Source organism: Paenibacillus hexagrammi, assembly GCF_021513275.1.
Classification (GTDB): domain Bacteria; phylum Bacillota; class Bacilli; order Paenibacillales; family NBRC-103111; genus Paenibacillus_E; species Paenibacillus_E hexagrammi.
Window position 1 is genome coordinate 5,208,901 of the sequence record NZ_CP090978.1, and the last position, 20,428, is coordinate 5,229,328.

The window sequence follows — 20,428 nt, forward strand, 5'->3', positions numbered from 1 at the left end:
CCATGACTCAAACCGCAGACAAGCGGCCTAATGTTATCGTATTTTTTACCGATCAGCAGCGCTGGGATACGACCGGCGCACATGGAAACCCTTTGGAGCTGACGCCGAATTATGACCGGATGGCTGCCAACGGCACGCATGCCGCCTATGCTTTTACGAGCCAGCCCGTCTGCGGGCCGTCCCGCTCCTGCCTGCAAACCGGACTCTACGCGACGGCATCCGGCTGCTTCACGAACAGCATCCCGCTGCCGGAAGGTACACAGACCGTTGCGCATTATTTTAAGGAAGCCGGCTATGATACGGGCTACATTGGCAAATGGCACCTGGCGGGGACGCGTACTCAGCCGGTGCCTGTCGAGAAAAGAGGCGGCTACGACTACTGGCTCGCCGCCGATTCCCTTGAGCATACGTCCGATGCTTATCGGACCCTGCTCTACAACGAGGACAACGAGCCTGTTGAGCTGCCCGGGTATCGCGTAGACGCTCTAACGGATGCGGCCATCCGTTATATTGCGGATCGGCGGAACGACGAGAAGCCCTTTTATCTGTTTCTCTCGTACCTGGAGCCCCACCATCAAAATCATCGCGACGATTATCCTTCGCCGGACATATACCGCGGGAGGTATTCGTCCCGCTATGTACCGCCGGACCTCGCTGCGCTCAGCGGAACCGCTCATCAGCATTTGGACGGTTACTACGGCATGGTCAAAAGGCTTGATGAGGCGCTAGGCCGGTTGAACGACGCGCTCAAGAGCCTTGGCATGACCGACAACACCGTGATGGCTTTTACCTCCGATCACGGCTGCCACTTCAAAACGCGCAACGGCGAATACAAGCGTTCCTGCCACGAAAGCTCCATCCGGGTACCGCTTGCGTTCAGCGGGCCCGGCTTTAATGGCGGCGGCACGATGCGCGAGCTGGTCAGCCTGCTCGATCTGCCGCCAACGCTGCTTGATGCGGCCGGCATCGAGGTTCCGCGGCATATGCAGGGCCGCTCCATCCTGCCGCTGGTTGGCGGTAACCGGGCGGCGCGAAACGCATGGCCGCAGGAGGTCTTCGTCCAGATCAGCGAGTCCGAGGTCGGGCGGGCCATCCGTACCCGGCGCTGGAAATATGCGGTGACCGCACCCTCAGGGGATCCGATCCGCGACAGCGGAGCCTCCGACTATGTCGAGTCCTTCCTGTACGACCTGGAGGCGGATCCTTATGAGCTGAACAACCTCGTGGATAAAGAGTCGCACGCGGAAGTGCGGGCGCATCTGCGGGAGCTGCTTATTGGAAGAATGGTCGCAGCTGGAGAAGCTGCGCCAGTGATTCATGCGCTGCCTACCCGGGCTTCGGGGCAGCTGAAGGTGTCGCGGGCTGAGATTTATGAGTGAGTGTGGAGGGGGGCGGTTTGAGGGCTGGCCCCTCTTTGGGGAAAGAATATGCAGATTCATTCGGTATGCGAATGGATTGTTGCCGTAGGAGTCGTCGTCGATAGGTTTCCATGACATAAAAAATAGACTGTTGAGGTTTTCTCGACAGTCTATTTTTTATCCCCATCATTTGTCCAGGATAGGATGTTCGTCTAGATAGTTACCTATTTCCTCAATATACTTATTACCTAAATGGTCATGAGCCATAACAAAACAGCCGCTCCAAGTATCCCATCCAAGAGTGATCCTAATTCCATCCTTAACAAAGTCCATGAACGCTTGTTCAATTCCTACGGCTGGGTTAGCATGAGTAAAGTGGAACTTTTCTGTGACTATCTTAGCTATCTTAAAAATAAATGACGCGTCAGCATCCAGTAACTCATATGAATTGTAACCATTGGCGGTTATATAAAATTTACCACTCAAAAAACCAACCTATCTGGGTCAGCAATATGTAATTACGGGGACTTTTAACCCCAGCTAAATTAATTCTTCAAAGTTTCGTTTTCCATATAAAACTCTCCTAATTTCCACGATATTGTCATATACGACGTAGAATACAAGATAATTTTCAACTACCAGTACCCGGTATTCATCCTCAAGCCTGTGATTATTTCGATATAGGTGTCCAGATAATAGGAATTTCTCCAAATTGGAAATGGCCTTATCCAGCTTATCGACAAGATCCATTGCTGCTTGTCTTGCAAAAAGCTGATTGCTAACGTAATCAACAATTCCTCTTAAATCTGAACGAGCCAGTTCGATATAACATAATGTATACTTATTTTCCATCTGCGCTCCCTTTAGCTTGAAATATTGAAACTAATTGCTCAATCAAAAAGAGCTGAATTCAAGTTGTTCCATTCTAGAGAAGCCAATCAGCTTGATTGCGGTTATTAAGGAATTAAAAAAGAACTAGCAGGTTGCACGCCACCTACCAGTTCTAGATCAGTTTATTGCGTGAAAGAGCTCAATGGTTCTCATGTAAAGCCGTTTCCACGAGTTTCTTGTTACTTTAGCTCATTCACCTTGTTTGAGTTGTCTTTTCAACTGATCGAACACTACAGCATGGCTGTACCGTACTTTGGAATTCTTTGCTTCTAATTCTGCTTCTTTCAGTTTTATATAAATCTCATTTCCGGACTGAATGCTCTCATATTGTTCTATGCTCATAACCACCATATCACCATGCCCATTTTTAGTAAGAAAAACGGGTTCACGGCTTTCGTGGACTATCTTAGAAATTTCAGCAAAATTGTTTCTTAGGTCAGAGACAGGTCTGATTTGCGGCATGCGATCGCCTCCTTTTCACACTTTTTTTATCATGATTATGATAAAATAACCAACATTATAGGTGCCTTGCAATACCAATCATATACCGGCGCACAGCGCACCACATGCCTCTTTTCGGCAACAATTATCTGGATTCAGAAGAAGTTTCCCGAAACGGCCTAAGAAACGGCTTAGGGATATCTGTTTCAAACCGCAAGAGGTGGCCTTGTACGGGATGTGTGAAAGCTAACACTCGAGCGTGGAGGCCCAATCGTCTCAATTCCTTTGACTTGGAGCCATATTTTTTATCTCCCACAATGGGATGCCCAATGTCTTGCATGTGGACGCGAATTTGATTTTTTTCGCCCTGTTTCGAGTTGGACTTCCAGTAAGCTAAAGTTACTATTGGACTGCACAGTTTTGTAATGTGTCACGGCGTGTTGGCCGTCGTTAGGACGATGACTGGAATACATCTTTAGTGTGCTGCTTTCTTTCAACCAAGACGAAATCGTACCTTCCGGTTTCTTCACTCTGCCTTCAACCAATGCAACGTACGTACGCTCCTTAACGATGTCCTGCCAGGAGTTCTGAAGCAATTGTTGGACCCTTTCGCTCTTGGCGAACATCATCACACCGGAAGTATCTCGATCTAGACGATGAACAACAAAAACCCTGCTTCCAGGATCTTTCATTCGAACATGAGCCATGAGCTGTCGGTAAGCCGTCACTTCGGTTTCTTGAGGAGAAGCGATCGACAGTAGACCGGCTTCTTTGTGAATGACGATAATATCCTCGTCCTCATGCAGGATCTTTAGCCCGACCAGCATCGGTTCCTCAACAACTTTATCCTTACTAATAGTTACCGTTTGTCCAGGTTCAAGGGGATAATTGTATGCTGTCTCGACCCGATCGTTAACGGTTACTTGTCCACGAGCCAGTAAGGCTTTGACAGAGTTCCGACCGAGTTTGGATTGTTTATGCAATAAAAAAAGCAGCAGTTCCGTTGGCTCTTCAACGGTATATTGACTGATATTGGGACGATTGGGAGCCTCCTGCTTGCCTCCCTTGCTGCTCGAATTGCCACCGAACTTCGAATTCCCCATCTGTTTCTTCCTATTTGAGCTTGCCGGTGCGCCTTTTACAGCGTTCATATTTCCCTTCTCCTGCCTTGCTTTTCCTGGTCCCGCTCCATGTGATGTTTTCCGTGAGCCGCTGCTAGCTCCACGCGTTAGCGGCTGTGACTTTTTTGATCCTTGCGTCATGCTGATTTTCGCTCCGTTCTTGCTGTAGTTTCTTTCATCATATCACAGCGGCAGGCTTTTCCCAACGGCATGGGGGGCGGATTCAGGATATTAGCTCTCCCCTTTACCGGCTTATGGCAGGGCTCAACCTACAGTTGAATTTTCCAAAAAGTCACGTATAAAGTTATTGTTCGTTCGCGGGTAGCTCCCCCTACAATTGCATACATAAGGAGCTGATTTCAATGAGAGAAACGTTAGCTAGAAATATTAGCAGGTACCGCAAAGACAAAGGCCTTACCCAAGATGAGCTGGCCCGGGTACTTGGACTTTCTTTTCAAGCGGTGTCCAAATGGGAGAATGCCCAGACCATGCCTGATATCACGCTGCTGCCGCAGCTATCCCAAATTTTAGAGGTAAGCATCGACAAGCTTCTGGGATATGTGTCGCAAGATAAGTCCATTACGATCTACGAGGAAGAATATAAAACGCAGGACTATTACTGGGGAACCGAGCCTAATTCGGCTTGCTTTCAGGTTTTTCAGACCATGCCGCCAACGAAGCGTCTGAAATTATTAGATATTGGCTGCGGTGAGGGAAAGGATGCCGTGTTTTTTTGCTAGAAATGGCTATGAGGTGACTGCCTTTGATATTTCCGATGCGGGGATTGAAAAGACGAAACGACTAGCCGATGCGGCCCGAGTTCATGTTCATGTGTTTAAAGCGGATCTTGCCGACTATCGTTTGGACACTTCGTTCGATATCCTGTTTTCAAGCGGCGTGCTGCACTACATCAAACCGGAGCTTCGCGGGGAAATATTCACGAACTACAAGCAGTTTACGAATCCGAATGGGTTGCATGCTCTGAATGTTTTTGTTACAAAGCCTTTTATTGCTCCGCCGCCGGAAAAGGAACCCAATGCGTTCCCTTGGCACTCGGGAGAACTGCTGGCTCATTATCATGATTGGAGGATTGGGGATAGTTCAGAGGTTATATTCGACTGTCATTCATCGGGTATTCCTCATCAACATGCGATGACGAAAATCATGGCGAAGAAGGTTGTTTAGTTGGGTGGAGGCTGATCTTCGTATTATGATATGAAAATCAGCTTGTTCCCCTATAGCTATGATTAAAGAAAGAATGAACCTTGTAAATTGCTCTATTGACGCACCTGACAATTGACTATTCAAACGCCTCATTTCTATTACTGTCCCGTGTCTGTTCCCATTCTCTCACTTTTCGAATGCTTTGCTCAAAATTAACTTCTTCTTTTATTGCCCACTCAGCTACCATGACGTTTTCATGGCCTTTAAGTTCAGTTAGTAAAGCTAGACGAGTCTGTAAAATATTAGCTAGGGATCCACTCCATGATGGTGGTCTAAAAGATTCTTTGAAATGATTAAGTACTTCTACAGGGCTTGGCGCTTGTATAATAAATTGTTTTGCTAATTTTGTCCAACAAACTACCCCATTATCTTCCATCGATTTATAAGGCATAAGTATTGAAGCAGCTGTTATGAACCTTTGTGTAGGTTCTTCTTTACACCAATCGAGAAGTATTTCATCATCAATATGTGCTAATGGATTTTTAGGTCTAATACTATGGAAGATCCAATACATATCGTCTATTGTTTCCTCGTTCAGAAACGTATCCATGAAAACAATTGGTTGGGTAGCTGCAAGTGCCACGAGCACATCGTCATAATCCGTGGAATAAATGTCGTGCTCTATGAATGCTTTAAGAAGTCTCGAGCATAAAAATCGAACCAGTTCCGTTGAACCTCTATCTTTCATACAAATTTTTATGATTGTCGACAGCTTTGAATCCAAACTATGAATAGAGTTATCTTTTCGTAAAAAAAGATAACGAGAAATAAGCTCATAAGCAGACTCCTTGATAATTTTACTTATTTGATCAACATTCTGTCGGTGAATTCTCATATATAGAAGTTCAATAGATACAGTTATCCCTTCTTCATTATTAGAAATTAATGTTAGTAGTTCTGAAAGCTCAAAATCACTAATTTCATGCCTTCTTGCATAAGCTAATTGTCTATACATCCACATAGGTGCTTTCCCAACTACTAGTGATTGCTTAAGTCTTTCAACACCTTTTGAATCTAACTGCGTGCTACTCTGTAATAAAGGAAAAGCTGCACTCCATACTGGATCGACAACTGCTGTATTCAAAAGATCGTTACATAATTGTGTATCTCTAAGAGACAGCTCATCTAAAAATCCTCCAACAGCTTGATAGTTACGTTTTGATTCATCAATTTTTTGCAAATAGATTCTTAAGATCTCCCATACCATTTTAGGGTTACTACACCCTTCAGCGAGACCTTGACCGAAATAAAATAATCTATTCCCTGATTCAGATAAGAGCTCTGGAAGCAATTCTATATAAATTTCCTCGTTCAGGCCTACTTCCTTACCTATTGATCGTGTTATTTTATCTACCATTTCATAACTTTTTTCGGGATCTTCGTCGTCATCTTCAAGTACATCAATTAAATCGTATGGATGACCTTTTGAAAAAGCGTACAATCTTGCTCGCTCAATTAACGTTGATGGTATTAGTATACGTTCCAATTCTTCTAATTGTTTTATTATTTCAGTACTCATTTCCTTGTTATCATACCTGAGGATGGACTTTACAGCTATCCATCCCTCTTTCCATACAAATTTCTTCGAGATAGTGATAGCAGCCGAATATAATTCGTCGAACATACCAACACCTACCCAGAGTTCCCTAAACCTTTCAGCTAATAGATTCATTGCTTTGTTCGAGAACCCCAAATCTGAGATACTAACGTTAACAGCATAGTCAATAAACAACTTGAACCATCGAATTACTCCATCATTTGTTTGAGGGAAATAACCATAGTCCCTTGAATGTGCACCAAATTCGAAATCATTATATGAACTAATACTCCATGCTTGGAGAGAAGCACTTAACAAAGAGAATCCTAACTCAATCTTTTCGTTTTGCTTTGAATACAACAACCTCTCAATGACACTTAGCCTCTGAACGGCCGTAGCATGAGTACCCGAAAGCTTTATATAAAACAGCGATTGGAGCGATTTTCTTATAGAGTTCTGATTTTCATTCTGTCTTTCTGATAACGCAAAGTGGCAAAGTAAATCAGTTGATCGGATAAACATTTCTTTTTCATATGCTAAAGACCTCAAAAGTCTCGTAATTTGTAAATAATGATGGTTCTCGCGACTAAAAAACCACTCGCTTCCTTTTTTATTAGCTGCTCTTTCAATTGCTTCTAGTGTTTTTTCAGGATCAATAGGCGCAACATTAATTAATAAATCTATCCCTAATGAGTCTAAACTCAAAACATCCCCCAAAAGTCCTTCTTCAACTAACCACATTCTACTTATTTCCCTTGCCGCTTTGCAATCATGAAGGTATCTAAGACGTCGGGAGAATGATCTCATAAGTCTTTCTGATGCCCGATTTCCAAAAATATTCAAGATAAACTCAACAGGAATATCTTCAAGTGCACGTTTTGCCAACCTGTTAGCAACAGCATGTGGCAACACTGCTCTCCATATGCCACGTTGCTGAACTAACTCGCGGCGTTGTAATTCCTTAACAAATTGATATAGTTTCAGCACGGGGATTCCTATAATAGAGCTTAGGATTTCTAATTCACCATCTTTACCTTGATCAATTTGGCAGTTAAAAGAATAAACAAGTGAACAAACCTTAGCAACACTAAATAGATCATCACTAGGCTCATTTCGCTGTAAAAATAATCTCGTGAATAGATCCTCATCCTTTAGATGAGAAACATCATCACCGTGAGAAATCGTTTTACATAGTGCGATAGCAATACGTGCATTTCCTCCTGAAAAATTAGCAACAATTCTAGTACAAACTTCATTAATATGCGGAAAGCGAATCTGAATAACCTTTTCCACTATTTCCTTAGAAGCAGGTTCTAATCGAAAAACCTCTGTTTCTTCCGGTTGATCTTCTCTTACATCATATTCAATAGTAATCAAACTTACTTGACTACCATTTGCCAAACATATTGTTGTTAGTGGCTTATGCAAACTCGGTGGACAATTATCGATTGCCAATAAAGAATATTTTCGAGTAGCTACTAATTGTTCAGCAAAATTCTGCGGATCCGGGATAGGACGATTAGCGATATCGCAATAAAAAACTTTGGTCTTGTCTAAGGCGTTTTCTCCGATCCTTTCATCAAATAGCGCTTGCAATAACCGCGTTTTACCAACTCCAGACAGGCCAACTAAACGTACTACAGATCCAGGCTTATTTAGAGTTACACGAAGATTGTTTATACCATCTTTAACAGATAGCCCTTCGGATAGACGTGTTGTACTACTATACAGACGAATGTGACCATCTGTAAGATACTCTTCGTTCAATTCTCCTAAGGGATTAGACCAATTCTCAAAAGGCCTCCAACCTTGAATCGGACGACCTATCTTACCTCTAACCCAAAGAATAAGTGAAGGATGACATCTCACCCAGGCAGCTACTCTATCCCGGTCATAAAAATCGAGTTTTATCGTTGCTGCATACGGACTGTCTGAGATTGCTTCCTGCATCGCCCTTCTTCTCTTCATAAGTGCTAAATCTGATGTAGAGCCTTGACTACTTACAATGATATATGCACCATTAGCAGCAGCTAATTCATTAATTACTTCGCGCAATTCTCCATCTGGGCGCATTTCTTCTTTTATTTTCGCGGATGGCATATCAGGTTTCTTTACTTGAAATCCAGTATTTGACCGTGGTATGTAACTATCATTATGAAATGTTGAGTTCAGTTCAACCCTAACATCTAATCCCCCATCTTTGGCATTATGATGTCCACCCCAAGTTACACCCGATGTTGGTAATCCTATAGAATACAATTCAGCCTCACATAAAAGTCCGATAAGTGCCCGAAGATCAACATCACTTAAGTGTTTTATATCTTCTCCAGAAATTTCAAGCATGATCAGCTGTCACCCCTATTTCAAACGACTAAATTCTCTTTTTTCAATACTAGGCTCATGTTATTTATCAAAATTCTTATTCTCCATTTATGAAAATTGTTTACTAGAACAAGAATAAACCGTCCTTTCACTTATCTCGTGATAGACGGTAAAATTAAAACCGGATTTATATTTTTATTAAAGAAACACCAAGCTCGTTTTGGACAAAATTCATATCGGAATCTCGAGACAATAAAGTTAATTCATTAACCATAGCAGTTGCAATAATGATAGCATCAGGTGTTTTAAGCTTACGCCTTTTTGCTTTCTGCTCCCTACGAATGATCCCGGCTAGCTTTGCACTCTCCGAAGTCACCTCTAAACATCTCCTTGAGGTAAATAGCTTTTCTGCACGCAGTTGTTCCTCTGGTTTTAAACCCGCGAATACTTCACATTCTGTAATCGTAGAAAAGTAGATAGACATTTTATCTCTCGCAGCTTGCTTGATAAAATCGATTACGTTTTTCTCGTTAATCAATATGGCTATCGCGATATTTGTGTCAAGTAAATAACCTCGACTCATGAATCCCATTCCTCACGTGAGCGTTTCACTTCATCAAGTAGTTCTTTGCCTCTGTCCGGTGTTAAAGTCCCCGCAGCCTCAAGAAGATCATCGATGGAATACTCATCATCTTCGGCTTCAACGGTTTGTCTTTCAAGATCAATGGTCACCCGGGAGTGAGTTATCTGAAATTTTTGAAGCATAACTTTAATAGCATTTGCAGTTTGAAGATCAATCTTTTTGGGGATCAACGGTATCCCTCCAATCCCTTTTTATATATTCATTATACCACATGCTTTCATGCCACAGACACCAATACGCTCATGGCTCCCCCTTATCCTGCCTGCTTACCCCCACCTAACAGCGAATTCAGCTGCTCCAGCAGATTGCCTCCGCCTGTAAGTGAAATGGTGCCGATTTTCTCGCAAATTTTCTCAAGGAATTCGAGCTCCTTCAAGCGGAACAAGGTCTGGTTCTCGTCCATCAGCTTCGCTGTATTCAGCAGGCTGCGGGTGGAGGCTGTTTCTTCACGGCGGGTGATCAGGTTCGCTTGGGCTTTCTTTTCCGCTAGAAGCACAGTGTTCAAGATCTCTTTGATATCTCCCGGAAGGATGATGTCCTTGACGCCTGCGGAAAGGAATTTGATTCCGTACTCCTCGCTTTTGTCGTTCAGACGGGATAGCACAAAGGCCGCAATCTCCTGCTTCATCCGCAGCAGATCGTCAAGCTTCAAGGTTCCTACATACTCACGGAGAATCAGCTGCAGCAGCACATAGATTTGTTCCTCAAAGGATTTGATCTCCAGCGCACGCAGCGGATCCGTGATTTGGTACTGGCAGACGAAGTTCAGGCGAAGCGTCACTTTGTCTTCCGTCATGATTTCCTGCCCGGTCATATCCAGCTGCTGCCGCCGCAAATCTACGGTATTGACCGATGCTAGGACGGGTCCCTTCCAGAAGTAATACTTCCCCGGGGTGAGCTGCTTTTGCATCACATTGTTGTAAAAAAGCATCCCTGTCTCGTAGTTGGCCACTTCAGACGTATAGAAATAGCCTGCGACCTTCGCCAGGATCGCTCGATCTATCTCAGGTCCAATCTCAGGCTGACGGATATCGACCCGAGTAAATTCATGGCGCTTCAGCACATTCCAGAATGCATATTTGCCTGCTGTCAAAAGCGATACGAACTTCCCATCTTCATAATGAAGCGCGTACTCATGATCCTGAACATGGATGACCGTAAGCTCGTCAAGCAGCCGCTGGTCTTGTAAAAATAGGTTCAAGTCTTTCCCTTGCACATGAAAAGGCTTGGTTACATTCAATAGCACGATTTCATCATCGGAAAATGGCGCAGGACGGTAAACGCCCGGCTGCAGACGCTTCATGTAGCTGCCTTTTTTAAAGAGTAAACCTCGTTCGTCGGATTTGACGATGTATCTTTTCAACATAATAGACCTCCCGCTACACGGAATGTGTGTGATTTGACCTTATTTAAAGGGAATCCTCCTGTGTCCGATGCGGAGCCGATCTTAAGGATCATCATGCCTGTGCTTGACCGCAAAATGTGGGGATCTCGATGTGAACTCACCTTCAGCTCGCATACGCTCATCCTGCTATCTGGCGGGGTCGCACTTTGTTCTGATCCGGTATCCGCATGGCTGCAAAGCATCATTCTCAGTGCCCGCCCGAAGGTAGGCTGAGGGCTCCCGATAAGAGGTCTCATAGATTGTTCTTCTGCTCGATGAAAAGTCGAGTGCTCTACCACTGAGCGAATCGCTTGACAGGCGATATGGGAATTGAACCCATTCAACTTGTGAGAGTGCTGCCGAAAGCGGCGTTACAGAATACCTGTTCACAGAGTGACAAGTACTGCCGGATCATGTGGAGATCCTGACCTGGGTAACGAGCTTCCTCACAACACCCAAAATGTATAGTAAACAGCATGATTGCTGTAGTACCTGAAGGTAAGGTTTGAAAAGTTAATTATCAATCCTTGTAAGGATCAAATTCGTCGGCTCCCGCCATGCATACCCCGATCGGCTTCAACACATGAAGAATTTCGATGGTTTCCGAGTGAGCATCCAGGACCTCTTGCAGCTTCCGGTACACAAAAGGACTCTCATCCGTCCCCGCGCCGCGGAGCTCTACGCCGTACTTACGGACGGCTTCCAGCATTTGTTCTATGGAGATTTGACCGCCGCTGCGGGACTTCGTTTTCCAATTCATTTTGCCGGCAGCTTGGGTACGGCTCATAATTCTACCGGCTCCATGTACGGTGCTGTAATAAGCGTCCCTGTTCTCCGCGGAATCCTTCCCCTGTACGATGACCGATATGTCCCCCATACTTCCACCAATAAAGCCCAATTGTCCTGGCGCCGAAGGCGTTGCCCCCTTGCGAACCACTACCGTCTGCTTACCTTCGTGCTCCTCCATCCAGGCAAAATTATGATGATTGTGCACCTCGAATTCCGCTTCCGCGGATCATCGAACAGCTCATGATCGACCTTCTCACTATTAGCCCGCCCTATACCAAACGAAACTTTACGTGCAATCTCATCCATCCAGCGGCTCAAGTGAGGCATTGCCTCTTGAATGTGGATATTCGTCCGAACCGCCTTGTTCCCGCAGGCAATATCATAGCCGACACCCGAGGGTGAAATTTGCCCCTCATAGGCGATCACACCGCCAATCGGCTGACTGTACCCTTTGTGATGGTCCGCCATCAGCAGAGCTTGTGCCACGCGTCCGGTGCTCGCACACATTTTGGCTTGGGCCAGTGCGCTTTCATCCGCCTTGCCCCATACTCTCACGCCATCTATCGACTGATAAGCCATGATCATCTGCTCCTTTATCACATCAATCTTTCATGCTATTAAATAACCATCCGCTAACATATATATCCCATTGTGCCGCTGCCTTCCATGTTGCATCAACCTTACTGCCTCCTTATTCCTTCAAGGAGAATCATCTGTTACTATCTTCGCCGAAATGAACGGTAATGAACATGGCGAAAGTATTACGACCATAAGGAATTATTTCCAATTCACCTTCTCTTTCTCCCCTGTTACAATTAGGAAAGAATTGGGATAGAGTCGGAGGAACTGCCATGGCCAAGGAAAGCTTTGATAAAGAGATTCAATTCCTGCGTATGCTGGCGCTGACAAGCGGAGCCTACAGCAGGCAGCAATTCGCGGAGCGGCTGGGCATTTCTGTCCATACCTTTGATAAAACCATCCGCAAGCTTAAAGATGTCGTAACTACCCTCTACCAACGTCTGCCCGAAGAGCACAGCAAAGAATGGGAAGATACGCTTCAGTTCAAATATCGGGACTCAACCGATCCGATGCTCCTGTTTGTTTTCCGGGCCAAATCCGTAAAAGAATCGGAAAGCATGCGCCTCTCGCTGATCTTGAGCGCCCTTAAGGAACAAGCGCTTACCGCTGCGGAGCTCATGGATCTATGCTCTGGTGAAATGCCTCCCGAGTCATCCCTGCCGGACGAAAAGACGATTCGAAGCGATCTCAAATATTTGGAAGAAGTCGGCGTCATTCAGCGGGAATCTCAAACCCGACCATACCGCTTCGGTATTCGGAACGACTTCCTTCAGGATTTAACGAATGAAGAACTCCTGGATCTGTATGATTTTGTAGATATCATGTCCAATACCCAAATTCCTTCCGTACAGGGCTACCTGCTTCGGGAGGGCTTAAAAAAATCATTTTCTTCGAAATGATGCAGCGAAGCATGTCATGGAGCCATTTCAGTACAAGTATCACTATCCCTCCCGCATCCTGGATGAGGCCCATCTCTATCCGTTACTTGCTGCCATACGTAACCGGAGAAGAGTAACCTTTCTCTATTTCTCGCCCAAAACAAAGAAAAGCTACAGAGCCAAAAATACGAACCCCTTATTTGAACGTGAATCGGAGGGGGAGGGCAATCAAGTTGTGGCTACACCGCTGAAAATCGTCTACGACCATCAATATGGCCGGTGGTATTTGCTCGGTGTAGGCCGAACGGGGATTACCAAATTCCGTGTGGAGGGCATGACCCAAATTGAGGAGAAGGATGCTGTCGATGAACAGACCTTTCAAAGCCAGCTCGCCGCTTTAGAAAGAAGTATACAATACAGCTGGCTCATTGATACGGGACGAACCGTTACCGTGAAAGCCCGATTCTTTAAACCCGGTCCGTCAGACCAGGATTTTATTAAAGAGCGGGTTCTCCTCCAAGGGCAGTGGGGGCAAATCACTCAGGAAGATGAGCACTCGTTTATTTTCGAAATCGAGGTGAATGGGGTCTTGGAAATCAAGCCCTGGCTGCGAAGCTTCGGTTCGAGCTGCGAAGTGCTGGAGCCGGCGCATCTACGCCGCGAGATGATTGCCGAATGGAAGGAGATCCGCGCTTACTATGAATCTATTTGAAAAGATTTTCAACTATCAAATTCTGTCGCGCTTAGAGGACTCCGGCACCTTCGTGGTCACCTCACAGGAACGGGCCTGGCTGCGGCTGATGCTTCAGCATCCTGCTGCCGCCGAAGCTTTCGCGCCGGATACGCTGCAGAAGCTTGCTGCCATGCTGGATGGAGACTCGCAGCTCGATGTATCGGGGCATCTGGTTGAAAAGGCGAATGTCTCCGAGCAGCCGGTATACCATCCGCTCTTGCGCCCGCTTCGGCGCCTAATTATGAATCGATCAGGCATGCGAATTTCATACCGGTTAAAGAATGGGACGATTTGCTCCGAAGTAAGCGGACTTCCTTACCATTTAGAATATTCCATGGTCAAACGGGAATGGTATCTGCTCTGGTATCATCTCCGCCATCGTGCCTTCATGAGCACCAGACTGAACAAGATCGATTCCGTCAGCTACGAGTCCATCGACCCGGCTACTGCCTCCGATCTTTTTGCATGGATTAAGCAAACGCTAGAAGCTAGAAAAACGGAAGTGACTGTCGAGGTAGACCGAGAGTATAACCGGGAATTATCACGGATTTTGTATGCTTTCTCCTGCTTCGACAAGGCGGTTGATTATGAGGAGAAGACGGATACTTACCGAATCCGCATTCGTTTGATGGGAGATGAGATGGAATATTTGCTGTCTAAAATCCGCTTTCTCGGCAAGCGGGTGCGGGTCATCGAAGGCTGGTATTTGAGAAAACGGATGCTGGAGGCTTCGATGAAGGCTTTGGCGCGATATGGGGAATTGGCTGAGTGAAAATGAGAAGCCTCTGCAGATTGATGCTGCAGAGGCTTCAAACCGTTGATAAAGGGAAATGGAGGGCTCAGTAGTTTTCGGAGAAGCGGTAGCGGGCGCCTTTGACAGTTTTGTTATCTCCTTATAAGGATCTTATTTCAATCGAATAACAAAATGTCAACAGCGCTCGGAGAAAAGCTACTGAAGCTCGGAATGACACCTGCTTTATCAACAAACTCAAGCCTCTGCAGATTGATGCTGCAGAGGCATTTTTTAAAATGATAAGCGTTGTTACACGTACTGTGGTCCTCTAAGCTGCTCTAGAATTTGCGGATCCTTGATCTTCGTATCTTGCGCCAGCATCACAATCTTGGACAATATCTCCGATGTTTTCGGGTCTTCGTCGATGAAGGGCAGGAACAGCTTACCTCGATGCTGGGAGTGGACCGGCAAGATATATAAGCTGCCGGCTGCTTGCTTTTGGACAGTGCCGCTTCCTAAGTGAACACCGTATTCTCCGAGAGATCCTGTAATACGGGCAAAATTCCCATCCAGACGTACATTGCCAATTTTCATCAGCCTTAAAGATTCAGTGACGATAACTTTGCGAAGCTCGATGGTGGTCAGACTTGCTTCAGGATCGACTCCACCTGCGTGCGCCGTGCTTACTACCAAGTCTACATCGCGCATAATTTCAGAGAAGATGATGCCTGGTATCGCACTCAGCTCCAGAGGCTTATAAGTCTTCCGGTCGATAAAGGAGACGGTTTCGAGCGTTGGCGCTTCAATATCCGATGGAGCGAACCAATCCGCCAAGGCATACACCTGCGCGATGATATTCTCCTTGTGATACACCTTCTGCAGTCCTTCTTCATAGCTGACCGTCCAGAGTCTGTTTTTCAAGAGGGCCACAGCCCGTTTAGGCTGAATTTGATGACCCGCGTATCGTCTTGAAACCGAGCCGCTCTCGAGCTCATCTTGGTTAGGCAGATACAGCTCTCTGAACACCTGCTTGAACGGCTGCTTCAACTGCTTGTCGAATAAGAATTTCTGATACTTGCTCCACTGGCCGCTTTGGTACAAATGCAAAGGGTGAGCGATGCATAGCGTATCTTCCGCGTTTAATCGATAGGTTTCACCGTCCGGGCTTTCCAAACACCCCTCTGCATAAAAGCCAAGTGCTTCACCAGTTTTAAATACAAGCGTACGAAGAATAGGCGCGATCGTCGGATTGTTCATCAAATTGGAGAGCTCATGATGGGTAAACATGCTTTCTGACTCCATGGATTTCTCAAATTCCCGTTTGGCTCGTTTGTTTTGTTCCCTGAGGCTGCTTATGGTTTCTTTTAGAGATATCACGTAGGGATGCTTGTTATATTTCGATGGCACAGCTTTCAACGTCTTACCTTGTTTGCTTGCCTCCAGGTCCGCCCACCCGATCTCATCAATCACGATCCTCACCTGCAGCTCATCAACGGCTGTCGGTTCCAACAAATGAAGGACATCTTCCATTTTTCTGGCTTCCATGTCCCATTTAAGTCGAATCACATCCGAATAGCCGGCATTGCGGGATAGATTATCAAGAGCAATAGCTGCAGCCTTCGCTTCACTCGCGCTGCGCTGTGCACCGAATGTTTTGCTCTCTTTGAGAAACTGCTGAATGTATTCATATCTCTCCAGCACCTCCCTGTCGCCGCTTTCACCGATCGGAATTAGACTATAGCTGAGTAAATGATCTTTATTCCGCTTGAACTCCACAGAAGTTCGAATTTCAGCTGCATCCAGCTTGCCCAGGACAGCGTCTGCGAACAGCTGGGACCTGCGATGATTGGCTCCTGCGGATATGTATTTCGCACACTGGTACAGCATATGGAAACGTTTCTCCCCCAGTTCCCGGTACGCTTCCATAAACCAGCGGATATCAAAAGCTCCATCGTTAAACTCCGTTGGCGAGATCGAGGAATAATGAGCAACGATCGTCTCTTTCTCCGCAGAAAAGTTTTCATTCACGTGAGCATGGAAATACCAGGCGGCACTTCGCAGCCCCTCCCATTGTAAATACTCCGAAATAAGCTCGATCCATTGGGGGGCATACATAGCTGCTTCCAACAGCCTTTTCTCTGAAATATTTCTTCCTCGCAGCATCTCCGTAAGCTTCTGTACATCATCCCCTTCTTTCGGATGACAGACGCGAAGAAGATGGCTGAGAGCTTCTTTTTTACTTCGATTACCGTAAATGTACCCGCGCACAAACGTTTCCTGGCTCAGGGCAGTTAAAATCGCGACGAAATACTCCATACCCTCATAATAGGAGATTCCCATGGCCAGATGGGATACATCCGTTGGCAGGTCGCCCCGGTTGAGCTCCAGCTCCAGTATGACGGAAAGGATACGTTCCTTAAATCGCTGGATCGCGGGAAACTTGTTGGCAAAATCCTCCCTTTTTTCTGTGATGGTTCTCATATGCCATTGGCTTCTTCGCTCACGAATCATAAGTTCCTGATACATCGTGTTATCGTTGATAAGCCCCAACTCAAGTGCCCTGACAAGGTCCTTTAGCTCAAGACGAAACTCTTCGTAGTCTGTTAGGATATCGAGATTGAGCTTCATAGCATAATACTCCAAAAACGAGCGATCGTCATAAACGGCATTGCCTGCCCAAGAGATCCACGGCGAATAAAAGAAGCCCCATGCTTTCGAACTGTCCTTAACATCCTGCTTCTGTAGAGCATTGATGATTTTATTTAAGATCCTGCTTGATATAGTGAAGCGTTCTTGGATATCACTGTCATGAAAATAGGCGAATACGAGAGAGTGAACCTGCTGCATATACTCGAGATTGGCGCTAAAGTCGAAGAAAGTATGGATCGTTTTCATCGGATATAGCTTAGATAAAACCTTCTTCCCCCATTCTCCAAGGGGCTTATAGCGGTTTACTTCCCAGCCTGTCAGCTTATCTGCATCGTATTTATACAAGGAATCGGAGCTAAGATAAAAGACGATTTGAATCAGCTCTTTGGCTGTAAAGCCGCTTTCTCTTAAGTATTGGTCCCATACCTCCGCCAATGGATACCCTTCCAAGTGCGATGCTTCGTGATCCTGCTTCTGGAAACCCTTTAGCCGATCAAGCCGTGCTCCCAGCAACAAGCTTTCCTTGCTCCCGCTGTATCTTTCACATTTGTATTCATAATCTCTGTGCTTATGAACCAGCTCCGACAAGCCTTGTAAAAACGCCTTGATCTTGTCGGCTGACAGGTCAAAGAAATCCTTGACTTGAATCTCAGCATAATCGTGCAGCTTATAAAGCTCCTGCTTCTTATGCGGATCGTATAAACCGAACCCGCTATGCAGCCCCAATTGTTCCTTCTGGCGTAGTCGTTCTACCAGCGGTCGTTCTTTATCGGAGGGTTCTTGAATAGCTGCTAAATGATGACTAACCTGCTCAAACTGTGCATGCCTTTCCTCATCTTCCTTCAGCACACAGAGCATTTCGAGCGCACCTAACCGCTGTAATTCAAGCGGACTATCCAGCAGCGTCTCAAGAGATTGATCTAACAGCTCGTGGTCTTGCTTCAAAAGGATCTTCATAGCGCTTTGACGCAGCGCGCCGGTCTTCAGCTTCAACAGACCTTGAACGGTTACGGTGTCCTGTGGGGTAAGGCGCATGTTATGAATACGCTTCAATGCTGCCTCGCGATTGGTCATACTTTTATCCGATAAGGAATCAAAAAGGAACTGCCTCTGCACAGGATTGTCTGCATCGCTGGTAAATGTTTGGATCAATGCGTTGCGCAGGTCCGGGCTAACCCGATCCTTGAGGGCAATGACCTGAGCGATCATTTCCGCATCCAGATCATAAGCCGCGAGATAAAGCATTTTGTTCGCTATAGCGTCCGTGGTGTGCGAGTATGCCATCCAATCAAAAACCTTCGATTGTTCGGTCACTTCCTGCTTAGGCATGTTCAACAGCATCGTTCTAAATTGATGAAATTGACGAATTCGCAGCTCTTTATCCTCTAGCGTTTGGACCCGATCCAAGGTCGGTTTATGCTTAAGGACCTCATAGTCCGGATGCGAGCGCCAGACACTCGACCATTTGTACACATAGTTTCGAATAACAAGCGACTGCAGCTCAAGTTCGGTCTGCTCGATATAGGGAAAAGCAAGCGCAAACCTTAGTGCATCATTTTGGCTTTGCAACAGGAAATATTGCGCCGCGATTTTTTGGTACGTGTCTCCCTGCTCCATGATGTGGCGCATCGGTTCTGGAAGATGATTCTCTTCCCTGACAGCAGTCGCCCAAAGGGAAAAATAAAGCTTATGCACATTCGGATCTTTGGCCCATTCCTTGCACCGCTCCTCATCACATAAACACTCGTATGCATACTCGACGCACTGCTTAACCACTCTCGTGTTGGCTGCCTCCAGTGCTAAACCCGTCCATACATCCAGCGCACGGATGACAGAGCTATACCGAATAAAGTCATGATCGATAATGATCTTGAGCATGAATGTAAATGCTTCCAGGGTACCTTCATCCATAGACTCTACGATGCTTTGGCGAAGTCCCTCCTGCAGCCGCGCTGCGATCAGCATTTGTCCTAGCATCTGGTGGGCTTCTGCTTGGTGACTGAAGACAATGCCGCGAATCATCGCCCGATTGAGGAGAGCGGTATTGTTGTCTCCAAACAAAATGTCCTTCAGGGCATCAAAGACCTGCCGGTTATTTTGATCCAGTTCATAGGCAAGTATATAGGAAACCATGGAGCTGTCAGCCAGATTGGCTGGTCTGGTCGTCGTGAGATAGTCTAGGAGAGAAAATTCCGACTTGGTGAGATCGTAGAGGGCGTAAAGCTTGCGAACCATGCCTTCCACATGAACACGCAAATTCTTGGTCCGAAACGGCCGGCGCGAATATCCGATACTGTAGGGGTAGTCAGTTATGTGCGTGGCTAAATAGCTCATGACCTGCGCCTCGTAATCCCCTGCCTTTTGTTTCACGATAGAGATAAGAGGGGCAAAATATGACTCCTGCTTCCCCTTCGCATCAATCTCGTTGAGAAGCGTTTCGATCTCCTTGTAAGCCAAACGTCGCTCGTACGGTTTTTTCTCTAAATTCTCCTGTATGAGTTGCTCCAACTTCTTGGTCGCTTCATCTTTGCGCTGAAAGAATAGCATGTTCGAACTCCTCCTCTACCATAGTCGGCCGGCTAACATCGTAAATTTGATAAACGTAATGTCTGCGCCATCCAAAATGTCGATTTCGGTCTCCAGCCCCGTAACCTCCTCATCGCCAATAAACACCCGATACAGGCCGTCTTCGAACGCTAACAAAGCCGTATGCACGGCCGCTGCTTCGTCGGCCTGACGTTCGTCATACCGGGTACCGAAAGCTACCTTACCCTCGGTTCCTCGAGCTTCAATATCCTCCTTCGTTAGAAAAGGAATCAGCTGACTTTCTTCAGCACGCTCGTTGTACAGCTTTACCTGCGCAACAACGACTTCAGTAAGTAATTCTTTTAGCGTGTTAGGTTTTGACGCGAGATTGTATTCTTTTTTCATTAAGGAAGGTTTTCGTTTACCGATACTTTTTACCGTCGCGTAAATGTTCATGGCTACTCCTTTGCTGTGTGGAGTTTGGTTGTATAGATTGGTTGTGGGGTTTGGTTATGGAGCTTGATTATGGAGCTTGATTATGGAGCTTGGTCATGGAGTTTGGTCGTGGAGCTCGTTCGTAGAGCTTCGATGTGAAGCAGTTGGACAGCTGTAAAACGTAC

The 20,428-nt window shown here is 46.0% G+C and carries 12 protein-coding genes and 4 pseudogenes; 5 read left to right on the forward strand and 11 right to left on the reverse strand.

The features are described from left to right. The first annotated feature begins 2 nt into the window (after window positions 1-2). Entirely contained in the window at window positions 3-1,379 is a 1,377-nt protein-coding gene (locus tag L0M14_RS23780) for a sulfatase family protein (RefSeq protein WP_235118968.1), read from the forward strand. Window positions 1,380-1,544: 165 nt separating this feature from the next. Here L0M14_RS23780 and L0M14_RS23785 read toward each other — a convergent pair whose 3' ends face one another. From L0M14_RS23785 to L0M14_RS23800, 4 genes and pseudogenes are all read right to left on the reverse strand, one after another. Next, window positions 1,545-1,844 carry a hypothetical protein gene (locus L0M14_RS23785; protein ID WP_235118969.1) on the reverse strand — a complete coding sequence of 100 codons (300 nt, stop codon included), beginning with the start codon at window positions 1,842-1,844 and terminating at the stop codon, window positions 1,545-1,547. Between the two features lie 54 nt (window positions 1,845-1,898). Continuing rightward, window positions 1,899-2,210, reverse strand: a complete 312-nt coding sequence (locus L0M14_RS23790) for a type II toxin-antitoxin system RelE/ParE family toxin (protein WP_235118970.1) — start codon at window positions 2,208-2,210, stop codon at window positions 1,899-1,901. A 228-nt stretch (window positions 2,211-2,438) separates the two neighbouring features. Beyond that, window positions 2,439-2,711, reverse strand: a complete 273-nt coding sequence (locus tag L0M14_RS23795; protein ID WP_235118971.1) for a type II toxin-antitoxin system Phd/YefM family antitoxin — start codon at window positions 2,709-2,711, stop codon at window positions 2,439-2,441. 124 nt (window positions 2,712-2,835) lie between these two features. Further along, window positions 2,836-3,793 (reverse strand): annotated as a pseudogene (locus tag L0M14_RS23800) (RluA family pseudouridine synthase). Window positions 3,794-4,173: 380 nt separating this feature from the next. Here L0M14_RS23800 and L0M14_RS23805 point away from each other — a divergent pair. Next, window positions 4,174-4,996: pseudogene (locus L0M14_RS23805) on the forward strand (methyltransferase domain-containing protein). A gap of 115 nt (window positions 4,997-5,111) precedes the next feature. Here L0M14_RS23805 and L0M14_RS23810 read toward each other — a convergent pair. The 4 genes from L0M14_RS23810 to L0M14_RS23825 form a co-directional block, all read right to left on the reverse strand. Beyond that, a complete protein-coding gene (locus tag L0M14_RS23810; protein ID WP_235118972.1) occupies window positions 5,112-8,915 on the reverse strand; it encodes a hypothetical protein in 3,804 nt (1,267 codons plus the stop codon). 166 nt (window positions 8,916-9,081) lie between these two features. Further along, window positions 9,082-9,477, reverse strand: coding sequence for a PIN domain-containing protein (locus L0M14_RS23815; protein WP_235118973.1), 396 nt, complete (start codon window positions 9,475-9,477; stop codon window positions 9,082-9,084). Next, window positions 9,474-9,707, reverse strand: coding sequence for a hypothetical protein (locus L0M14_RS23820; protein ID WP_235118974.1), 234 nt, complete (start codon window positions 9,705-9,707; stop codon window positions 9,474-9,476). Before L0M14_RS23820 ends, L0M14_RS23815 begins: the two co-directional genes overlap by 4 nt. A gap of 83 nt (window positions 9,708-9,790) precedes the next feature. After that, window positions 9,791-10,903 (reverse strand): slipin family protein, encoded by a 1,113-nt coding sequence (locus L0M14_RS23825; RefSeq protein ID WP_235118975.1) that lies wholly within the window; start codon window positions 10,901-10,903, stop codon window positions 9,791-9,793. A gap of 60 nt (window positions 10,904-10,963) precedes the next feature. Between L0M14_RS23825 and L0M14_RS23830 the strand changes: the two genes are divergently transcribed. Further along, complete coding sequence (locus L0M14_RS23830; RefSeq protein ID WP_235118976.1) at window positions 10,964-11,155, forward strand: hypothetical protein; 192 nt, start codon at window positions 10,964-10,966, stop codon at window positions 11,153-11,155. Window positions 11,156-11,441: 286 nt separating this feature from the next. On the opposite strand, the pseudogene L0M14_RS23835 reads toward L0M14_RS23830, so the two are convergent. After that, window positions 11,442-12,289 (reverse strand): annotated as a pseudogene (locus tag L0M14_RS23835) (RtcB family protein). Between the two features lie 272 nt (window positions 12,290-12,561). Between L0M14_RS23835 and L0M14_RS23840 the strand changes: the two are divergent. After that, a pseudogene (locus L0M14_RS23840) lies at window positions 12,562-13,879 on the forward strand (helix-turn-helix transcriptional regulator). Next, window positions 13,866-14,672, forward strand: a complete 807-nt coding sequence (locus tag L0M14_RS23845) for a WYL domain-containing protein (RefSeq protein WP_235118977.1) — start codon at window positions 13,866-13,868, stop codon at window positions 14,670-14,672. The pseudogene L0M14_RS23840 and the gene L0M14_RS23845 overlap by 14 nt, the downstream one beginning before the upstream one ends. Window positions 14,673-14,942: 270 nt before the next feature. Here the strand turns inward: L0M14_RS23845 and L0M14_RS23850 are convergent, their stop codons facing one another. Next, entirely contained in the window at window positions 14,943-19,829 is a 4,887-nt protein-coding gene (locus tag L0M14_RS23850) for a DUF4132 domain-containing protein (protein ID WP_235118978.1), read from the reverse strand. 15 nt (window positions 19,830-19,844) lie between these two features. After that, window positions 19,845-20,264, reverse strand: a complete 420-nt coding sequence (locus tag L0M14_RS23855) for a hypothetical protein (protein WP_235118979.1) — start codon at window positions 20,262-20,264, stop codon at window positions 19,845-19,847. Window positions 20,265-20,428: the final 164 nt, after the last annotated feature.